Source organism: Agrobacterium sp. Azo12, from assembly GCF_029193765.2.
GTDB lineage: Bacteria > Pseudomonadota > Alphaproteobacteria > Rhizobiales > Rhizobiaceae > Agrobacterium.
Genome location: NZ_JARFYO020000002.1, coordinates 850,542 through 869,578 on the forward strand (window position 1 = coordinate 850,542; position 19,037 = coordinate 869,578).

At 54.8% G+C, this 19,037-nt stretch carries 16 protein-coding genes; 8 read left to right on the forward strand and 8 right to left on the reverse strand.

The features are described 5' to 3' along the window. Window positions 1-27: 27 nt before the first annotated feature. The 4 genes from PYL13_RS20335 to PYL13_RS20350 form a co-directional block, all read right to left on the reverse strand. Window positions 28-1,023 carry a FecR family protein gene (locus tag PYL13_RS20335; RefSeq protein ID WP_275642136.1) on the reverse strand — a complete coding sequence of 332 codons (996 nt, stop codon included), beginning with the start codon at window positions 1,021-1,023 and terminating at the stop codon, window positions 28-30. 102 nt (window positions 1,024-1,125) lie between these two features. Beyond that, entirely contained in the window at window positions 1,126-1,641 is a 516-nt protein-coding gene (locus PYL13_RS20340; protein ID WP_250985017.1) for an RNA polymerase sigma factor, read from the reverse strand. A gap of 353 nt (window positions 1,642-1,994) precedes the next feature. Further along, a complete protein-coding gene (locus PYL13_RS20345; protein ID WP_275642137.1) occupies window positions 1,995-3,938 on the reverse strand; it encodes a methyl-accepting chemotaxis protein in 1,944 nt (647 codons plus the stop codon). A 596-nt stretch (window positions 3,939-4,534) separates the two neighbouring features. Continuing rightward, a complete protein-coding gene (locus PYL13_RS20350; RefSeq protein ID WP_250985014.1) occupies window positions 4,535-4,900 on the reverse strand; it encodes a winged helix-turn-helix transcriptional regulator in 366 nt (121 codons plus the stop codon). 77 nt (window positions 4,901-4,977) lie between these two features. Here PYL13_RS20350 and PYL13_RS20355 point away from each other — a divergent pair, with 77 nt between their 5' ends. Next, entirely contained in the window at window positions 4,978-6,003 is a 1,026-nt protein-coding gene (locus PYL13_RS20355; protein WP_275642138.1) for a saccharopine dehydrogenase NADP-binding domain-containing protein, read from the forward strand. Between the two features lie 307 nt (window positions 6,004-6,310). On the opposite strand, the gene repB is transcribed toward PYL13_RS20355, so the two are convergent. From repB to PYL13_RS20370, 3 genes are all read right to left on the reverse strand, one after another. Beyond that, on the reverse strand, window positions 6,311-7,378 hold the full coding sequence (repB, locus tag PYL13_RS20360) for a plasmid partitioning protein RepB (RefSeq protein WP_275642139.1): 1,068 nt from the start codon (window positions 7,376-7,378) through the stop codon (window positions 6,311-6,313). Between the two features lie 13 nt (window positions 7,379-7,391). Next, on the reverse strand, window positions 7,392-8,648 hold the full coding sequence (gene repA / locus PYL13_RS20365) for a plasmid partitioning protein RepA (RefSeq protein WP_250985011.1): 1,257 nt from the start codon (window positions 8,646-8,648) through the stop codon (window positions 7,392-7,394). Between the two features lie 471 nt (window positions 8,649-9,119). Further along, window positions 9,120-10,310, reverse strand: coding sequence for an aminotransferase (locus PYL13_RS20370; RefSeq protein WP_250985010.1), 1,191 nt, complete (start codon window positions 10,308-10,310; stop codon window positions 9,120-9,122). Window positions 10,311-10,609: 299 nt separating this feature from the next. Here PYL13_RS20370 and PYL13_RS20375 point away from each other — a divergent pair, with 299 nt between their 5' ends. The 7 genes from PYL13_RS20375 (at window position 10,610) to PYL13_RS20405 (ending at window position 17,299) form a co-directional block, all read left to right on the forward strand. Further along, on the forward strand, window positions 10,610-12,220 hold the full coding sequence (locus PYL13_RS20375; protein WP_275642140.1) for an ABC transporter substrate-binding protein: 1,611 nt from the start codon (window positions 10,610-10,612) through the stop codon (window positions 12,218-12,220). A gap of 237 nt (window positions 12,221-12,457) precedes the next feature. After that, window positions 12,458-13,447, forward strand: a complete 990-nt coding sequence (locus PYL13_RS20380) for an ABC transporter permease (protein ID WP_275642141.1) — start codon at window positions 12,458-12,460, stop codon at window positions 13,445-13,447. Further along, the gene (locus PYL13_RS20385) at window positions 13,444-14,280 is read left to right on the forward strand and encodes an ABC transporter permease (protein ID WP_250985007.1); all 837 of its coding nucleotides are present in this window, start codon (window positions 13,444-13,446) and stop codon (window positions 14,278-14,280) included. Before PYL13_RS20380 ends, PYL13_RS20385 begins: the two co-directional genes overlap by 4 nt. After that, on the forward strand, window positions 14,277-15,077 hold the full coding sequence (locus tag PYL13_RS20390; protein WP_275642142.1) for an ABC transporter ATP-binding protein: 801 nt from the start codon (window positions 14,277-14,279) through the stop codon (window positions 15,075-15,077). Before PYL13_RS20385 ends, PYL13_RS20390 begins: the two co-directional genes overlap by 4 nt. Beyond that, window positions 15,074-15,877, forward strand: a complete 804-nt coding sequence (locus tag PYL13_RS20395) for an ABC transporter ATP-binding protein (RefSeq protein ID WP_275642143.1) — start codon at window positions 15,074-15,076, stop codon at window positions 15,875-15,877. Before PYL13_RS20390 ends, PYL13_RS20395 begins: the two co-directional genes overlap by 4 nt. Further along, window positions 15,864-16,967, forward strand: a complete 1,104-nt coding sequence (locus PYL13_RS20400; RefSeq protein ID WP_275642144.1) for a pyridoxal-phosphate-dependent aminotransferase family protein — start codon at window positions 15,864-15,866, stop codon at window positions 16,965-16,967. The genes PYL13_RS20395 and PYL13_RS20400 overlap by 14 nt, the downstream gene beginning before the upstream one ends. A 149-nt stretch (window positions 16,968-17,116) precedes the next feature. Beyond that, window positions 17,117-17,299: a hypothetical protein gene (locus PYL13_RS20405; protein WP_259147195.1), complete on the forward strand. Its 183-nt coding sequence runs from the start codon at window positions 17,117-17,119 to the stop codon at window positions 17,297-17,299. Between the two features lie 246 nt (window positions 17,300-17,545). Here the strand turns inward: PYL13_RS20405 and PYL13_RS20410 are convergent, their stop codons facing one another. Continuing rightward, window positions 17,546-19,006 (reverse strand): glycosyl transferase family protein, encoded by a 1,461-nt coding sequence (locus PYL13_RS20410; protein WP_275642145.1) that lies wholly within the window; start codon window positions 19,004-19,006, stop codon window positions 17,546-17,548. Window positions 19,007-19,037: the final 31 nt, after the last annotated feature.

Genomic DNA, 19,037 nt, shown 5'->3' on the forward strand with positions numbered 1-19,037 from the left:
GGCGAGTCGGAAAAAATAGTTGAGAATTTAACGAAGGATTATGATCCCGCCCGGCAGACGCGTCATGGAGACACCTTCTGCATCCGCGAGTGTCTGGATTGCAGCCTCAACATTGTCGAGACGATAGTTACCGGTCACAGCCAACTGGTCGTGACGTTTATCGACCATAACGACCGTACCTCTGTAGTAACGCTGCAATTCACTGAGCACGCGGGAGAAGGGTTGGTCTTCAAAAATAAGGCGGCCATCGCGCCATGCAAGCGCAGTTGATAGATCGGCCGGAGAGATGGCCGAAAGCGATGCTCCACTGGCAAAAATCATCTCGCCGGGGCGAAGATTGGCTTTCTCTGGCTGATTGCCGACACGGCGAACCTCGACAAGCCCGTGTTCCAGTACCACACGGTCGGCCTCATCGTCGCGACGCACCGAAAACGCCGTGCCCCTCACTTCGACTTCACTGTAACTTGCCACTACGCGAAATGGATGGGCCGGATCTGGCTTAACGTCAAAAAACGCCTCTCCCTGCAACAGCTTGATATTGCGCTTTCCATCAGCAAAATCGACGGCAACCGCAGACGCGGTATCCAGCGTCATCACCGATCCATCCGGCAGCGTCACGCTAGACCTGTCGCCAACGGTGGTGAGGTAATCAGCCTCCCACCGCAACATCATCACCGGATATTGCCATATACCGATGGCCATCACAGCGGCGGCCGCCATGGCAGCAAAACGGCGCGTCCAGCCAAGGTTTTTTGTTTTGACCTCCAGCTGCGGCAGGGGTGTTGACGGAAGGCTCTGTACTGCCTTTTGGAATGCGGGCGCTCCCCACATCTCTTCAAGTTCGCGATAATGCTGCGCGTGAAGCTGGCTTGTCGCAATCCAACGTTCAAAGGCAGCTTGGGTCGCCGGATCAGGTGTTGTGTTGCGCAAGCGGGCAAACCACTCCAAGGCTTCATCCACGATGGGATCGTCGTGTTTAAAGCCGCTCTGGTTCATATCCTGATCGTCGTCCTGTGGTGCCACTCAAGCCGTCCAATTGATGCTGGTTTCGCGCCCTTTATATATGAGACGCTCGTCGCGCTGAAATTCAGCAAAGAAAGTTATCCCGTTTTCAAAACCGGGGAGTTATCGACTGTCAAAGCGGGCAAGCGTTTCGCGGCAATGGGCCATGGCAAGCTTGAGGTCATTGAAAACGGTTCGCTCTGAAATATCGAGATGTTCGGCGATCTTTCGGTTGGACCACTCTTCGATCCTGCTCAGTCTCATCACGGTCTGCGTTCGCTCAGGCAATCCACTCAGCGCCTTTTGCAGCGCATGAAAACGCTCCCTATCCAATATTGCCGCCTCAATCGACGGCACATTGTCAGGAATGGTCTGCAGAAAATCGTCGCTCACACCATCGGCTTCATAGGTCGAGCGCATTTTGCGATGGCGCTGGTGATCAAGAGCCAAGTTGCGCGCGGTCTGGTGAAGGAATGCTTCAATATGGTCTATTGAGCCGTTTTCTATCGCCCGCCGGGCACGCAGATAGGCTTCCTGCGCGACATCCTCAGCGATCTGTGGATCACCAACGATCTTCATGACCGCCCAGATCAGGGAGCGTCGGCGAGACTGGAAAATTGCATTCAGGGCTGCGGACAAATCAGCCTCCCGCGCCCTTCAAATCTGTAAAGCCAAACACTACTGCACATGTCAATTTCGCCTGAGACGCTGGACGGCTTATGCGTTTGCAGCACCCGCGCCACAGGGCTTAGTCAAGGTCAAATGGGATTGCAACCATGCGAGACGACGCTGAAACATGCGCGTTTAGCCCCCCGCTAAAAAAACATGAGTATTCTACACATATTTTCTATTTGATTTTACTGCATGAATCGCGGTTCGTTCAGCCATGCAAATGAAACCGCACAGGCTTAAAACAAAACCACCCCACCCGGACACGCCGGGTGGGGTGGAGTTGTCATCAAGATTCGTCAACCGCTAAGGCTGTACGACAATCAAAACTCTTCCCAGCTATCGGGAGAGGTCTTCAGCGCAGCATTGCCTGCAAATGCAGCCCGAACTTTGCCACCAAGCGCACGCGCCGGAGAGGCCGCCGGTTTATCGACTGGGGATGCCGGGCGAACGTTGGGAGAAGCAGAGCCATATCCATTGTCAGACAGCGTGAACCTGGACAGCAGCTGGTTGAGCGACAGCGCCTCGCGTGCAAGTCCGTGGCTTGCAGCGGTGCTTTCTTCGACCATCGCAGCGTTTTTCTGCGTGTCCTGATCCATCTGGTTAATAGCGGTGTTGATCTGCTGCAAACCGGATGACTGTTCCTGCGAGGATTCTGCAATCGCAGCAACGTGGCGGTTGATCTCCTGCACTTCTGCAACAATCACCGACAATGCATTGCCGGTCTCGCCGACCAGTTGCACGCCCTGCTGTACTTGGCTGTTTGAGGTTGTGATGAGGTTCTTGATTTCCTTTGCAGCACCTGCAGAACGCTGCGCAAGTTCACGCACTTCCTGCGCAACAACCGCAAAACCCTTACCGGCTTCACCGGCACGCGCGGCTTCTACACCGGCGTTCAGCGCCAACAGATTGGTCTGGAAGGCGATTTCGTCGATGACGCCGATGATGTTGGAAATCTCACCTGCAGATTTTGCGATCTGTTCCATAGCCGCGACGGCCTTCTGAACAACCTCGCCAGACTTCTCGGCGCCGACCTTTGTGCGGCTGACGAGCTGGCCTGCTTCCTGCGCACGTTTTGTCGAGTCCTGAACCGTCGTCGTGATTTCTTCTAGTGCTGCAGCGCTCTGCTCAACAGCAGCCGCCTGCTGTTCTGTTCTTCTGGCCAGGTCATCAGCAGCGGACTTGATTTCATTTGCGCCAGCATCGATACCGCGCGCATTCTGGGCAACCTGGTTGAGCGTCGTCTGCAGCTGTTCTGCAGCTTTGTTGAAGTCGCCACGAATACCGTCAAGATTACCAACGAAAGGCTGTGCAATCCTGTAGGTGACATCGCCATGCGCGATCTTAGAAAGAGCTGTGGCCAGATTATCGACTGCAAACTGCACGTCTCGCTCTTCCTGTTCTTTCTGCTTGGCGCGTTCAATTCGCTCTTTTTCAGACAGCGAACGATTGGCTTCCGTTTCATTCTCAAGGCGAATGCGCTCAATGGCACCTTCACGGAAGACCTGTACGGCAGCGGCCATCTGGCCAACTTCATCCTTGCGGTCCATGCCGTCAACGCCTGCGGCCGTGTCGCCATTTGCCAGCGAAGCCATCCGTTCGCGAAGACGGGCAATCGGCATCGTGATGCCACGCGACGAGACGTAAAGGCCAAGCGCAATCAGCAGACAGGACAGGATGACAATGCCAGTAATGCTCTTGAAAATCGTGCTGTTGGTATTTGCAGTAAGCTCGTCGCTACCCTTGACCATTCTCTCTATGAGTTGCTCGTTACCGGCACTGATTTTTGGCGAAACTTCGCCCAGCTTCTTGAGGAGCTCCAGCGCCATCTTCTGAGCATCTGCAGTTTGTCCTGCCTGCATCAGTGCAATAGTGCGTTCTCCGACAGCCTGAACCTCTGCAACGCCGTTAAGAATGTCACGCGCCGCATCGGCGCGCGATGGAATAAGCTTTACGATCGTGTTCTGGCGTTCTTCAAGCTGCTTGCTGTCAGCACGGAACGTCTTGACGGCGTTTTCAAAATCGCTGCTGCCAGCTTCATTGAGAGTGGCACGGAGAACCTGCATGCCCAAGGCATTGAGGTTACCACTGGTTCTGGCGTTCAAGACCGCTGCAACACCGTTATTGGCGATGAACTCACTATAATTATTATCAGTGTGTTTATATTGCAGGCTGACATAACCCAGGCCAGACAACGAAACGATACTCATCAAAGCAATTACAAAAACGACTTTTGTTTGTATCTTGGCATTTTTCAAAAACGACATATAGACCTCAAGCCAGACGGCCTCGAAACCGGCCCTACGGGGGCAGTTTGTGAGCACATGATAAGACATTGCAGGTAGGTGGGCCCACTCATCGGGCGACAAGCGGCAATGCTGTTGGCAACTGCATCATGCAGGGCAAGAGCGTGATCCGATTGTTCTACCGGCTCCAGCCTTGAAAGCGGGAACCTGCAAATTGTACATTTTGCGAAAAGTTTAAATTAAGTATTACTTTATTCATACAAACAATCATGGAAAGAGATTAAATCCCAATATTTCCAGTTATTTAGTTATGGCAGTTTGTGAGACGCACGGAAGGCTTGAACATCAGGAGGTCAGGCTCGCGGAGCGGCTCGACCGTCTTCTCAAGGTCGTCCGTTAGCTACGGGATATTGTGATGTCAGTGTGTCTGTCTGCATCGCTCCAGGAGATTGCGAAACGAGACGGGCCAACTCGTCGTCATTGAGTCCCATCCCTCTTATGCAAGAACCAAAGCAAGCGCTCCGCCGATGCCAAAAGCCGCATCAATATTTGCCCTTCATGTGTGTTCCCAAACAACAGTTTTTCGATCTAGAAAAATACGGCCCGTGAAAGGCTTCTCAGCGCGCCCACTCGTAAAGCCGCGATAGCATCTGCGTAATCTCCCGTCCTGCATCGGTCAGCGTATAAGTTGTCCGGCGGGGAAAGGTCGATGTGGAGGACCGGGTTACCAATCCCCTTTCGACAAAACCTTCGAGCCGCTCCGTCAGGACTTTCGGGCTAATCTTCGGCAGCGTCTCCATGAGTTCTGAAAAACCGAATTCACGATCGGAGAGACGCCAGAGGATCAACGCACTCCAGCGGTGTCCGAGAAACGTCAGCCAATCCTCAACCGGGCATTGCGACACATGGCGGGGTGCCTGTTTCGTGCCCACTGCCTCACCTCGCAGTCCCTGTTCTTCCCATTTGGATAGTTCAGTTGCCATCTGCTTTATCTGCCATCGGACCAATCGATTCGCCGGAACATAAATTTTTCGGCCTGACATGCAAAGGCGCGACACTAATGGGTGATAACACAACAATCCGACCGGGCGTCATGATCGTCGGCGGATATGGCCATGTCGGCAGCCAGATCGCTCGCCGTCTAAAGAAAGCCGGTCACTATGAGGTCTGCATCGCCGGCCGTGATGAAAACAAAGCCAATGCCATGGCCACGCGTTTGGGATGCAAAGCAACACAGCTTGATGTGCGCGATCCACAAACCTGGAGCAAAGCACTTGCCGCAATTAAGACGGTTGTTGTCTGCATTGACCAAACCGACACCGGCTTCATCGAACATGTTCTGACGAAGGGCTTGCGCTATATCGACATTACTGCCGACGATACGTTTTTCAGAGACGTCGAGCAGCTAGCCCAACTCGCCAGGGCATCAGGCGGAACGGCGCTTCTGTCCGTCGGTCTCGCGCCGGGCCTCACCAATCTGCTGGTCAAGGCCTGTGCCGAGAAACTGGATGACGCGACGGATGCGCGTATCGGTATCTTGCTCGGCCTTGGTGACACGCACGGACCAGCTGCCATCGACTGGACACTTCAGAATTTCAAACGCGCACCCATTGAAAAACTGCATTTCGGTAAAAATGACCGCCCGCACCCGGCAATGGAATTCAACTTCGCAGATCAACACGTGCTTCGCCGCACACGCGGTATCGGCAAGGTTAGAACATTGCTGACCTTTGATAGCGCGACTCTAAGTCGGATTTTATTCCACCTGCTGCCAGTCATGACAAAGAGCGCGTTTCTCCGCCGCCTGGTCAGCAAGAGCATGATGCACATCAGGCTCGGTTCTGATCGCACGGCTCTTTCAGTGGTGGTGACGGGCTCACGTAGTGGCCGCGAGGCCACGGCCACCATGTCACTGGAAGGAAGAGAGGAAGCGGCGATCACTGCGTTGGTCGCTGCAAACACCGTGCAGTTACTTACTGACACACCCATCGCGCCCGGCGTATGGCATATCGATCAAGTCGCGTCGATCGAACACTACAGCAATTGCCTAGCCGCCGAGGGCGTAACTTTCTCAGTCGTTGCGTAACACAACGCAATCGGTTTTGGACGTTGAGTGTGAAAGCAGGGACAGATTCTGTCCAACAAGCATAGCTGTGGCACGGAGAGCTATGTGGAGTTTGATGCTGATCTACACCCAAAACCGCACGCCCCGTCGTCAGGTTCTTAATCGGCAAAAATAGCGGCTTTTGCTTCGATTGCGAAGCTCAACGTCCAAATCCATCCGAAATGGCTGGTTCAATCCCAGTTCCAGCCTGCGAGAATCCAGTGTCATCGGTGTAAAAGCCAGAGCGCAACATATTGAACACACGCAGATGTGCTCTGGCCTGTTCCGATCAGCGCTTAGCAGTATGCGCCGTGTATTCCCGCGACAGCAGATCGACGACCTTCTCGATAAATTCCGGATCAATTTTTCCGACAAAGTCGATCCGCGGCGCTTTGCCATCGACGCGCAGTGTCGCAAACACCTTCCCCTTACCGTCGCGGAGTTCACGTGGACGCTGGGTTTTCTGTTTGGCAGGCGGGCGGGCCGAAAGTCGTTTGAACAGCAATTCAAACCGCTGGTCGCTTTGCGATGTGCCGAAACGATCTGTGCCGATCTCGTCCATGGCGTTGCCCTGAGCGGTATCACTCTGCAGCATCTCACCCAACTTCATCCAACGATCACGGCCGGCCTTCGGAGCAGCCCCGATAATAGTGATGAACCGGGCTGGCACTTTTTCCACCACCTGCATGAGGCGGGAGAGCTCGCTTTTCTGAACCGAAAGCGCGTCACCGATCACCTTACGATCAAACCCGCGCTCCGCGAGGTTTCTGGCAAAAATTGCTCTCTCGATGAAGGAAAGATTACGGCGTTCGGCATTTTCCTTACCCTGCGCCAAAACCAGCTCATCATCGCTCAAAGAGCGAATGATTGCGTTGACCGGCTGCCCCAGTTTAAGCGCCGCACGAATACGACGGTGACCATAGGCCGTCTGGTAACGACCTTGTTTTTCCGGATGCGGACGCAGGAGAACCGGCACCTGCTGGCCACTTTCGCGGATACTTTCCAGCAGCACCGCAAAGTCTTCATCATCTACACCCGCCACACTCAGACGGTCCTCGACGAATGAGGCATCGATCTGCGCTGGATCAACGGCCAGAACGTGCTCGCCGTCGCTCATGGCCTGGCGCAGCGCCCTCGCCTCTTCGGCTTCACGGGTCATTGAACCAAGCGACAGGCCCATGGCACGAACTGCACCAGAGGCGCTGCGCGCCGGTGCATTTGTCTCTGTATTGCTGACCGGAGCCACTGGTGCGGGGCTGGCAGGTTTGACTTCCGGCGCAACAGCCGGTGTTGTCGTAACAGGCAGAGAGCCGCCAAACAAAGCCTTGAGTTCGGTTTTACGGGAGTTTCCAACCATCTTCGTCAGCCTCCTATCGGCCCCATGCGTCGTGAACGAGTTTCTCAATTTCCGCATTGACCGCATTCATCGCTTCCTGCGCGCGGTCGTAGGTGGTGCGGGTAAAGTTTTCGCGGCCCACTTCATACAGTGTCTGCTTGGTCAGGCCTGCATCGGAAACAGCTGTGGATTTCAGCATCGGCGCGGTCAGAACCCGATCCCCAAACAGCGAACGCATGAAGCCGACAATCTGTGTTTGCGGTCCATCGTTCGGTTCAAAACGGGTAACGAGATAGCGGAGGAAGTCGAAGTTTAACTCCCCGCCAGCCTCACGCACCACGCCCAGCAAATCCGAGGTCATGAACAGAAACTGGTTCATCGATGCCACATCCAGCATCTGCGGATGGACGGTAACGATAACGGATGTGGAGGCGCACAGCGCTGACAGGGTGAGATATCCGAGCTGCGGCGGGCAATCGATGACCACCACGTCGTAATTCAGCTCCACGCTGGCCAGAGCGGCCTGTATACGGGCAAAGAACAGCGGCCCGCTGTCTATGCCGCTGTGGCGGCGTGTCAGCGCCTGTGGCGTCTCGTGCTCGAATTCCTGCAGTTCGATATTTCCAGGGACCAGATCAAGCCCCGGGAAATATGTGCCGCGGATGATCTGCGAGAGTGGGCGGGCCTGATCGTCATAACGAATAGCGCCGTACAGCGTATCATTGCCGGTCAGATCCAGCTCCGGCTGATAACCGAACATCGCCGACAATGATGCCTGCGGATCGAGGTCGATGGCGAGAACCCGGTGACCGGTCAGCGCCAGATATTGCGCCAGATGAACAGCTGAAGTGGTCTTGCCAGAGCCGCCCTTGAAGTTGGTCACCGAGATGACCTGCATGTGTTCGCCGCGCGACAGATCACGCTGCGGCAGATAACTGCGTGCCTTCGCAGTGTTGCCTTTCGCCAAAGCCTGTTCAGCGAGGTGATGGCGCAGTGCATTGATGTCGTTCAACGTATAGAAACGTCGGCCGCCGGTCCCGGTTTCCGGTTGTGGCCCCTCGCCCGCCAGCGACAATTGGCGCAAGTAGCCATCCGAAACACCGATGAGCTTTGCAGCCTCACCTGAGGAAAACTGGCGCAGTGTCTTCTGTGCCATCGGTGGATACAGGCGTTCACGCATCGCCTTCAATTGCTCGGACAGCGCACGCGCGTCCGCCGCAATCGCGGCATCTGCCACGATGCTCGGCGTGCCCTGTGGCTTTTCATCGGTCGCCTGCACTACAGACACCATGGGTTCTATCTCCTGACTGGCGAGTATGAGGACTGTGGGTTCGACAGCGGTGAAATCATTCCTTGAGCGCCAGAAGGAGGACCAGGACAACTATCTCAAGCTGACGAACCATACCGAGATTTACAGAAATCTGGTCCAGTTACGACAAATACTCAAATTTTTGCGAATTTCCGTAACAGGATGACGGATTCAGTGATTCCCGTCAAGCACTCCGCGACCCAAAACATCTGAAATTTGGCACGAAACTCAGCACTGGTTGACAGCTGTCAACCGAATAATATGAAAGCATTTCAGTTATTTAACTTTATCGACGGCCCGCCAACCACCACTTACGTGGTCTAAATGTGGCATAAGGGCACAAACTATCCCATTTCATAAGGACAAAATAACAACCGCAAAATCTGGGATTCTGCGGTTTTGTTGACTGAGTTGACAGCTGTCAACTCGCGGGATGTCTTGGTCTTCAGCAGCTTATGCTAGCGTAAATCCAGAGAGACGGCTCTCCAGCTTGGCAATGGTTTCAACATCGGCATTGGCGAAAGCGAAGCGCAGATAGTCCTCTTGGCCCTCACCAAAATAGACGCCCGGCAAACACACCACCCCTGCCCTTTTCGCCAGCTGCTCCGAGACTGCTGCAGACGAAACGCCACGGAACGGATGGCGGATGAACGCAAAGTAAGCACCAACAGAAACCAGGTCCCAACCACTGATCTTCGGCATGACCTGACGCAGTGCATCGGCCCGTCTTTCAATCTCGAGCCGATTGTCATCGCGCCAATCGGCCAAAGCGGGAATAGCCTTTGCAACGGCGGCCTGCGGTGCACGCGCTGCACAGATCTGCAGATTGTCCATGATCTTGGCGATCTCGGTCACAGCCTGTGGGCCCGCTGTTATCGCGCCAAGTCGATGCCCGGGCACGCAGAAGGACTTCGAGAAGCTGTACAGCATGATGAGATTATCCTGCCATCCCTCGACATTCATCAATGTGTGTGGACGCGGCGTCTGGCCGGGAAGGAAGTCACGGTAGGTCTCGTCGAGGATGAGCCAGACGCCTTTTTCGCGGCAGGCGTGGAAAATCTCCAGCAACAATTCAGGCGGATAAACCGAACCGGTCGGATTGTTTGGCGTCACCAAAGCGAGAGCCTTCACACCGGTTTCCAGCACTCTTTTGACGTCAGCGACATCTGGCAAAAACGCATTATTGGGATCGCAGGATACAAGCACCCGGTTGATGCCGAGCATGGCAAGCGTCGTATCCTGATTGAAATAAAACGGATCCGTGAGTGCTACACTGTCACCAGCCTTGGCCACAGCCATTGCCGCACACATGAAGGCCTGATTGCAGCCCGACGTGATGTGGATATTGTCGATGCCAACACTCGCACCATAAAGCTCTGACACGTGCTGCGCATAGACATCCCGCAACTCGGTCTCACCCTCAATCGGACCGTATCCGCAATATTGTTTTGAGGATGCCGCCTCACCCAGCCAACGCAGAATATCGTCATGCGGCGCATAACCCGGTACGGCCTGAGACAGGTCGATCATCGGTCCGCGTGCGCCATCGTAAGCCCGTGCCCAGGCAAAAACGAAGGGAACAGGTGGTGGCGACAACTCAGCGACAAGAGAGTTGAATACAGGTTTGTTATCGGCGGATGGCATGGAATGTCCTTGAGCGTCTTGCAAAATCGTTATCGGGCAGGGGCCGTCTTATCTGGCGACAGACCATGAAATAGGAGCGGAAAGCGTGCAAGTGTTTTCATGCGGTTTGATAGCGTCACAGGGTTCGCAGAATAGCATTTCATCCAAAACCACACATTGCATCTAAATTGCTCTGCATCTCAAAAAAGCTGAAATGCAATTGCTGTCTTATCGTCCCTTTAAGATGGACACTCCTCTCACCGCAGGCATAAGATGCTGCATTGCGGCCCGCGAAGCATCTCATCTATCGGAGTGAAATCATGTCTTTCTCATCCTCACTGTCCCGACGTCTGCTCTTGAAAAGCACCATTCTGCTGGCCGCTTCGACCACACTTGCGGGCAGGGGCTTTGCGCAGGAGGCAGCCTCCGGACGTCTGATCGTCGCAGCCGACTCCGAACCTAAAAACCTCAACCCTGCTATCGTCGCGTCAAACGGTGTATTCTTCATTTCCAGCAAGGTTATCGAGCCGCTGGCCGAAGCCTCGTTTGATGGCAAGGATGGGCTCGCGCCGCGTCTTGCCGTGGAATGGCAGGGCTCTGAAGATGGCCTGAGCGCCACGTTCAAACTGCGTGAGGGCGTCACGTGGCACGACGGAAAACCGTTCACATCGGCTGACGTTGCTTTCTCGGCGCTGTCCGTCTGGAAGACATTGCAGAACCTCGGCCGTCTGGTTTTCGCGCATCTCGAAACCGTCGACACACCGGATGCCCATACCGCAATCTTCCGGTTCTCAAAGCCAACACCATTCCAGCTTATCCGTAACGCGCTTCCGGTCGTCACCAGCGTCCTGCCAAAACATGTCTATGAAGGCACCGACATTGCCACCAATCCGGCCAACAACAAGCTGGTTGGTACGGGCCCATTCGTGTTTGCGGAATATAAACCAGGTGAGTATTACCGTCTGACACGCAATGAAAAATACTGGAATGCCGGCCAACCGAAGCTGCAGGAAATCATCTACCGCATTCTGCCAGACAGGGCAGGGGCGGGTGCTGCGCTTGAGGCGGAAGAAATCCACTTTGCGGCCTTCTCGGCGGTTCCGCTGGCAGACTTGTCGCGCATCTCCAAGGTGCCGGGCATAAAGGTGATTGCCGACGGTTACGAAGCGCTCACCTACCAGCTGGTCGTCGAAATCAATCACCGCCGCAAGGAGTTGGCCGACCTTAAGGTGCGCCAAGCGATTGCGCATGCTATCGACAAGAAGTTCGTGGTCGACACCATCTTCCTTGGTTATGCAACGGCCTCGAGCGGCCCTGTACCCAAGAATGCGCCTGAGTTCTACACGGACGACGTGGAGACCTATGATTTCGATGTTGCTAAGGCCAACGCCCTTCTTGATGAGGCTGGTTACAAGCGCGGGGAGGGCGGTAATCGCTTCTCGCTGAAGCTACTGCCGGCACCTTATTTTAATGAAACCAAACAGTTTGGTGCCTATCTGCGGCAGGCTTTGGCGGAAGTCGGCATTGATGCCGAGCTGGTCAACAATGATTCCGCCGCACATCAGAAGGCAGTCTACACCGATCATGCATTTGATCTGGCGATTGCTCCACCTGTGTTCCGTGGAGACCCGGCCATCTCCACCACCATTCTCGTCAAATCAGGCACACCGGCTGGTGTCGGCTTCTCCAATCAGGGTGGCTATGAAAACAAGGATCTGGATGCGCTGATCGACAAGGCTGCCGAGGCGGTCAATACAGAGACCCGTACGGAACTCTACAAGGAGTTCCAAAAAAAGGTCACCGAGGATCTGCCTCTCATCAATGTTGCTGAGTGGGGCTTCATCACCGTTGCCCGCGATACCGTGCAGAATGTGGCAAGCAACCCACGCTGGGCGGTTTCGAACTGGGCAGATACGGAACTGGTTTCCTGACACCTGACAGGGTTTGGCAGGGTGACAACTCTCCCAAACCCTAACTTCAACAACAGTCGGCCTCCATAAAAATCCGCTGCACTTTGCAGTATCGACGTTTTCGAGTTCAGCAATTATCGCCGTGGCTTTACCACCGGCCGAAGTTCGGGATGACAAATTTTCACAACAGGCTGGTCAATGCTTCCGAATACTGATTGGCTGCGCTCGCAAGAATATCGATAGTCGGGGATATCAGCTATGCGCCGGTCCATGACATTAGTGAAACGAAGAGCCGTCAGCGCCATTCCGGTCCTGCTGATCGTTTTGCTGTTTACTTTTGTTTTGCTTGAAAACGCCTCGGGAGACGCCGTTGATGCCTATCTAACCTCGATTGGTGGCGGCGATGCGAACCTTGTGCAGACACTGCGGGCGCAATACGGCCTGGACCAATCCATGCTTGCCCGTCTTTGGCTCTACGTTGCCTCCATAGCGCGTTTAGACCTTGGCTGGTCTCTGTCCTTCGATCGCCCCGTGCTTGCGCTCATACTCGAACGGCTGCCGAATACGCTACTACTCATGGGAAGCGCCACAGCCATTTCTTTCGCATTGGGCTCAGCGCTTGGCATTGTTGCCGGGGCGAAACCGGGAAGTGTGCGTGATCGGTTCCTGTCGGTCTCTTCACTGGCACTTTACGCCATGCCGGGTTTCTGGCTCGGCCTGGTGCTTGCCATTATATTCGCGGTTCAGCTTCGCTGGTTTCCGACATCCGGTATTGAAACCATCGCGTCGGGCAAACAGGGATGGGCGAGGGCACTGGACATCGCCAGACATCTCGTCTTGCCGGTCACCAGTCTGGGTCTGATCTATCTGGCACTTTTCCTGCGCGTCATGCGCGCCTCCATGGCCAGCATCTGGAAACTCGACTTCGTGCTGTTTGCCCGCTCGAAGGGGCTTTCACGTAGCAGGATCGTTCTACGCCATGTCGCACGCAATGCCCTGTTGCCACTCGTCACGGTGCTTGGATTGCAGTCAGCGGCGATGCTGGGGGGCAGCGTGGTGATTGAAAGCGTGTTTGCCATACCGGGGTTTGGACGTCTAGCGCAGGAAGCTGTGTCGGGACGAGATACGCCATTGTTGATGGGCATCATTCTTGTCAGCGCCGTGTTCGTGATTGTCGTCAACCTGCTTGTCGACATCCTCTATGCCACGCTTGATCCGCGCGTCGGGGCAGGGACCACCGGCACATGAAACAGCTCAGTTTTCTCATGGCTTCCGCATCGGGACTGGCCGGCGTGATCATCCTGCTCGCACTGAGCGCGATTGCGCTGGCTGCGCCCTATCTTTTTCCTGCCGATCCTCTGTCGATTGCCGGTGCGCCACTCATTCCGCCGTTCACTGACATGAGCTTTCCGCTCGGAACCGACAGGCTGGGCCGCGATGTTCTGGCCGGGCTGGTACATGGCACACGTGCGTCACTCGCCGTCGGACTGGCCGCAGCTATCGCCGCAATAACCCTCGGTACGATCATTGGCACCCTTGCCGGTTTCGCCAGTGGCCTGATTGATGAGGCACTGATGCGTGTCACTGACGCCTTTCAAATCGTGCCCAGCTTTCTCATGGCACTTGCCTTCGTCAGTACCATCGGTACCTCCATGCCAATTGTGGTCATCGCAATTGCACTCGGCGCATGGGCTGATCCCGCCCGTTTGACGCGCGCACAGGTGTTGTCCATTCGTGAAAGCGATTACGTCGCCTCTGCCCGCACGATCGGCATGCACCCGCTTGAAATCGCCTTCAGGCAGATATTGCCCAATGCCCTGCCACCGGTTCTGGCACTGGCTGCCATCATCGTCGCAGCAGCCGTGCTGACAGAAGCCGCTTTGTCGTTTCTGGGACTGGGAGACCCGAACATCGTCACTTGGGGATCGATGATTGCCGAGGGACGTAATGTGCTTCGCTCAGCACCATCGCTCTCCATCATACCGGGCCTTGGTTTGCTGACACTGGTGCTGGGTGTTTATCTTCTGGGCGAAGGTATCAATCAGGCTTTGTCGAAAAGCGACAGGGGAGGGGACCAATGACGCTTCCACTGTGCCATATCCAAAATCTCGGCATAACCTACCCCAAACAACGAACTCCGGCATTGACAGATATTAACCTTGAGATCTATGCAAGAGAGAGACTGGCAATCATCGGTGAAAGCGGTTCTGGCAAAACGACACTGGCCAGATCTCTCGCGGGACTTTTACCGCAGGGCGCTAAATCGAGCGGCTCAATTGATTGGGCCCTGCATGGAAAGCGCATAAAAGCCCGCCCACAAGCCGGTCGTGAACTGGCATATGTTTTTCAAGATCCTGGAAGTAGCCTCAATCCTGTGCTGAAAATAGGCGAGCAAGTCGCCGAAACTGCACATCAGCATCTCGATATCTCCTATCGACAGGCGTTGAGACAGGCTGTGGACCTGCTGGAACGGGTTCAATTGCCGGAACCTCAGCGCTTGGTGAATGCCTATCCACATCAGCTCTCAGGTGGCCAGAAACAACGTGTAGCAATTGCAGCAGCCATTGCGGCACAGCCATCCATATTGATAGCCGACGAGGCCACAAGTGCGCTTGATAGCGTCACTCAGGCGGCAATTGCCCGACTGCTCGATGGTCTGGTGCAAGAGGAAGGCATGACGCTGATCTTCATCACTCACGACATCGCTTTGGCCAGCAGTCTGGCGGACCGCATTGCTGTTTTGCAATCCGGACGGCTTGTAGAGCAGGGCAGGGCGAGTGAGGTCATAAACTCTCCCGAAGATGCCTACACGCGCGAACTGATTTCCGCGCATATTGATCTTTCCACGCCACCGCTGGTGCTGGAGCCCCAACAATGACCGAACCACTGCTGCAGGTAACAGGACTGTCAAAAACCTATGACGGCGGACCACGCAAGGTGACGGCACTGTCCAATATCACCTTCAGCGTCGAAAAAGGCGAAACGTTGGGTCTTGCCGGCGCTTCAGGTTGCGGAAAATCGACACTAGCCCGTATCTTGATGCGGCTTGTTCCACCGGATAGCGGGTCTATTCGTTTTCAAGGACAGGACTGGCTGGCTCTGCCGCAGGCAGCGCTTCGAAAACAGCGCAAGCACATGCAGATGGTGTTTCAGGACACTTTAGGGGCCTTCAATCCACACGCAACGGTCACAAGTGCGATTGGCGATCCGTTGCGCATCCACAATATTGTGCCAGCCACGGGACGTGAGCGTGAAATTCACCGATTGCTGGAACGTGTGGGTCTACCAGCCAGTTACGCCGTACGCCCGATCATGGCTCTATCAGGTGGGCAACGCCAACGTGTCGCGATTGCCCGGGCCCTGTCACTACGCCCCGATTTGCTGGTGATGGATGAAGCCGTCTCTGCGCTTGATGTCTCCGTTCGCAGCAGAATTTTGAAACTTCTTGTTGAAATTCAGCGTGATACCGGCATTACCTGCATCTTTGTATCACACGATCTTGCCGTTATTCGAGCTGTCTGCCATCGCATTGCGGTGATGGAAAAAGGGCATATCGTTGAAAGCGGTGTTACCGGCAAAGTCATTGCCGCACCGCAATCTGCCGCCGCCAAACAACTGATTGAGGCCGTTCCGCGGCTTAATATATTGCATGAGGACATCCGCAATGCCGAACCGTGACTGGACTTTCCTGCTCGACACACCCCCTTTCCCGGCCGATGCCTATGCGCCATTGGCGGACCAGCTGGCAGCGATACTTGGCACTCGAAACGATGTTCTCCTAATTCAGGCAGAAGCGGTGCTGGCACTTGAAGCCGTTGCGACCAGTCTGGCACGACCAGATCTCAGCGCACTCAACATCGTCACCAGCCCCTATGGCAGCTGGTTCGGCGGCTGGCTGTCGCGCGGCGGCGTGCAAGTGACCAACTTGCAGGCTGCCCCAGCCAAACCGATCACAATCGAAGCTGTCGAAGCCGCCCTTGATGCAGAACCTGACATCCAAATCCTTGCAGTGGTGCACGCGGAATCGGCCAGTGGCATTCTCAATCCATTGGAGGAGATCGTTGCCCTTGCAAAAAAACGCGGCATTGTCACCGTGGTGGATGCCGTTGCTTCCGTCGGCGGCCACGCATTGGAGGTCGACAGGCTGGGCATAGACATCGCCGTCATTGGCCCGCAAAAATCTTTGGCAGGTCCAGCCGGACTATCTGCGATCTCGATTAGCAAAGCGGCATGGGCATTTCTTGATCATGATAATCCCCCACGCGAGTCCATGTTGTCGCTGATTGACCAGAAAAAACAATGGCTTGAGATAGGGAGAGGTGCACTCCCTGGCACACCGGCGCCACTGGAATTCTATGCCTTGAGAGCAGCTTTGCAGCGTGTGGAGCAAGAGGGAATTGCCCACATTGTGGCGCGTCATAAGCGCGCGGCAAGCGCCACCCGCAGTGCATTGCAAGCCCTGAGCGCCACGCTATGGGTGGAAAAAGACCAGGCATCCGCGCTTGTGACAACCGTCATATTACCAGAAAAAATCGCGTTGAATGACTTCGCAGCTCGATCATGGGGTGCAGGATCTGATCTCACATCGGGTGTAGGTCCTGGCGCGGAACGACTTCTCCGCTTCAACCACACAGGACGTCGCGCCGCTCGAGACGCAGTCACCGCCAATATCGATGCCTATATCTCCCTAATCAAACATTTTGATGTCGCACATGACGCGATCTCTGCCCACTCAGCTCTGGCAAAAACCTACGAAGACCCAAATTAAGCCCGCATTTTCTCTCGCGTTCCATCAGTAAACATTCTTGCTATAGTCTACAGAAAAAATAGAAAATTGATTGCCTGACCAATCTTGACGAAAAAGTGGCAACAAAGCACACTTAACCGGACGTAAACGATTAGACAGGAGATACGTAAATGGTAGCAGGTATGAACATGCTTTCCTTTGACCTCTTCGGTCTCGGCCGCAAAATGCCCGAGAACAAGTCAGAAACGGGCAGTGAAAAAACTGCGGCACGCACTTCGCGCGACGAGGCATCTCGTAAGGATGTGGAGCAGGAACACGAACTGTTTTTCTGGTCCCTCTATCCGGTAATTTGACATCCGAACGATATTTGTTGTGGCATTTTTTGAGATAAAAAGTGCCACAACATAAGGCAAGACCGTGATCGAAGAAACGGGATTTATCCTTTTAGATCATGGCCTTAACGGCAACTTCAATATCTCGCCAATCTTTCAATCCATATTTCCACAATACATTTCAGACGCTGGGTTTTAACGCGGCCACTTTATAGCTGTTGCATCATATTGGGGATTTTGAAGGTGCTGTCATACTCATGACCATGGTTACGCAGCCGCCACCAGACGGTCCTTCCATAGTCTCAACGCACGTTGATAGTATTCCAGAAAACTATCGGCCGATGCACATTCAATCGTCATCAGCGCCATGGCGGCCGTCGCGCAAATCACCATTTCCATGCGTTCATCACGCGCCGCACCTGTCCAAACCGCAAACCAGTATTCCCGCATCGTCATCAACGTGTCCGGTTCTGCACCTGGCTGTTTCATGCCCGGAATAGAAAAATCATAGGACGCACCATCCAGCAAACGATAGATTGTCGTCGTTCTGAACGGGCCAAATTCCGGAATATCCCTGATATTGCCGATGATGGACAGTTGCTGCACACCCAGCAACATCGCAATATCGCGGTGTAGATCCCGTCGCGCAGATCCCGACGCACCCATGATGCTGGCCTTCGCGCCCAGTGGATTGATCAACTGCAGAATCGTATTGAGGGGCGAGCGCATTTCCATCAACGGATACAGACCGATAAGCCGGGTAATTTGTGCGTCGAGGGTTTCCATTGGAATAAAGACGCTCGCAGCCGTCTTCAGCGCATTTTTTGCATCTTTGATCGATGCGCAAACGGGAATGCCCGACATCTTCGCAGCGATAACAAATTTTGCTTCGTCCTGACCACCGCCGGCAGAACCGTGCATTGCCACGCGGTAACCAGCCATATTAACCAGTCGCACGGCATGCATGAACCAGGGAGAGGTGCGTAACTTCGGTGATAAATATACCGGCCAATCAAGATCAGCCGTCGTGGTCCCGACATCCGATGCCTTGAGATGAGCACGAAGTGCCGTGACAAAACCTGCAAATTCCGATGTCGTTGCACCGCGGAACTGCATTGTCGCCAACAAAGCACCAATCTGGATCGGATCTGCCTCGCCGTCGAGAATGATGGATAAGGCGTCTTGCGCTTCTTCCTGATTGAGCGAGCGGCTGCGGCCTACGCCTGCGCCGGACAGTGCGATATATTTCGCAAGTCGCTGCATCGGCGGTGCGTTGTCCCCTATCCGGGATAATTTATCGGCGATGTGCTCTGGTGATGGCTGTCCATCCAGAAGCATCGAGGGCCGAACCGCAAGCGGTGGTGCATCCAACAGGGCAGGGCCACTCCAACCGGTTTCGCCGGGCCTGGAGGAGGAGACGGTCTCCTTTTGCGGCGCTAACAACCGATCCGTTTCTGCCGCAAGTGCCCGAACACGAACCCGCAAGGAATCTGCAAGTGGCGTCGGCACCAACCCTCGCGCCGTTCGATGGAATAGTGGATCGCCATAAATTTCCCGCAATTGACCGAGCATTCTGCTCATTGCAGGTGGCTGTATACCCATGCTTGCCGCAGCGCGGCTGACGCTCCCCTCTCGCAAAAGAGTGTCCAGCACGATCAAAAGACGCAACTGTCCTGATCGATCTTGTGGTTGATCAACGCCCCCGCGTCGCTTTTTTTCCCCTGTCACGACATCTCCGTTCTGCCCCGTAACTTCCTCA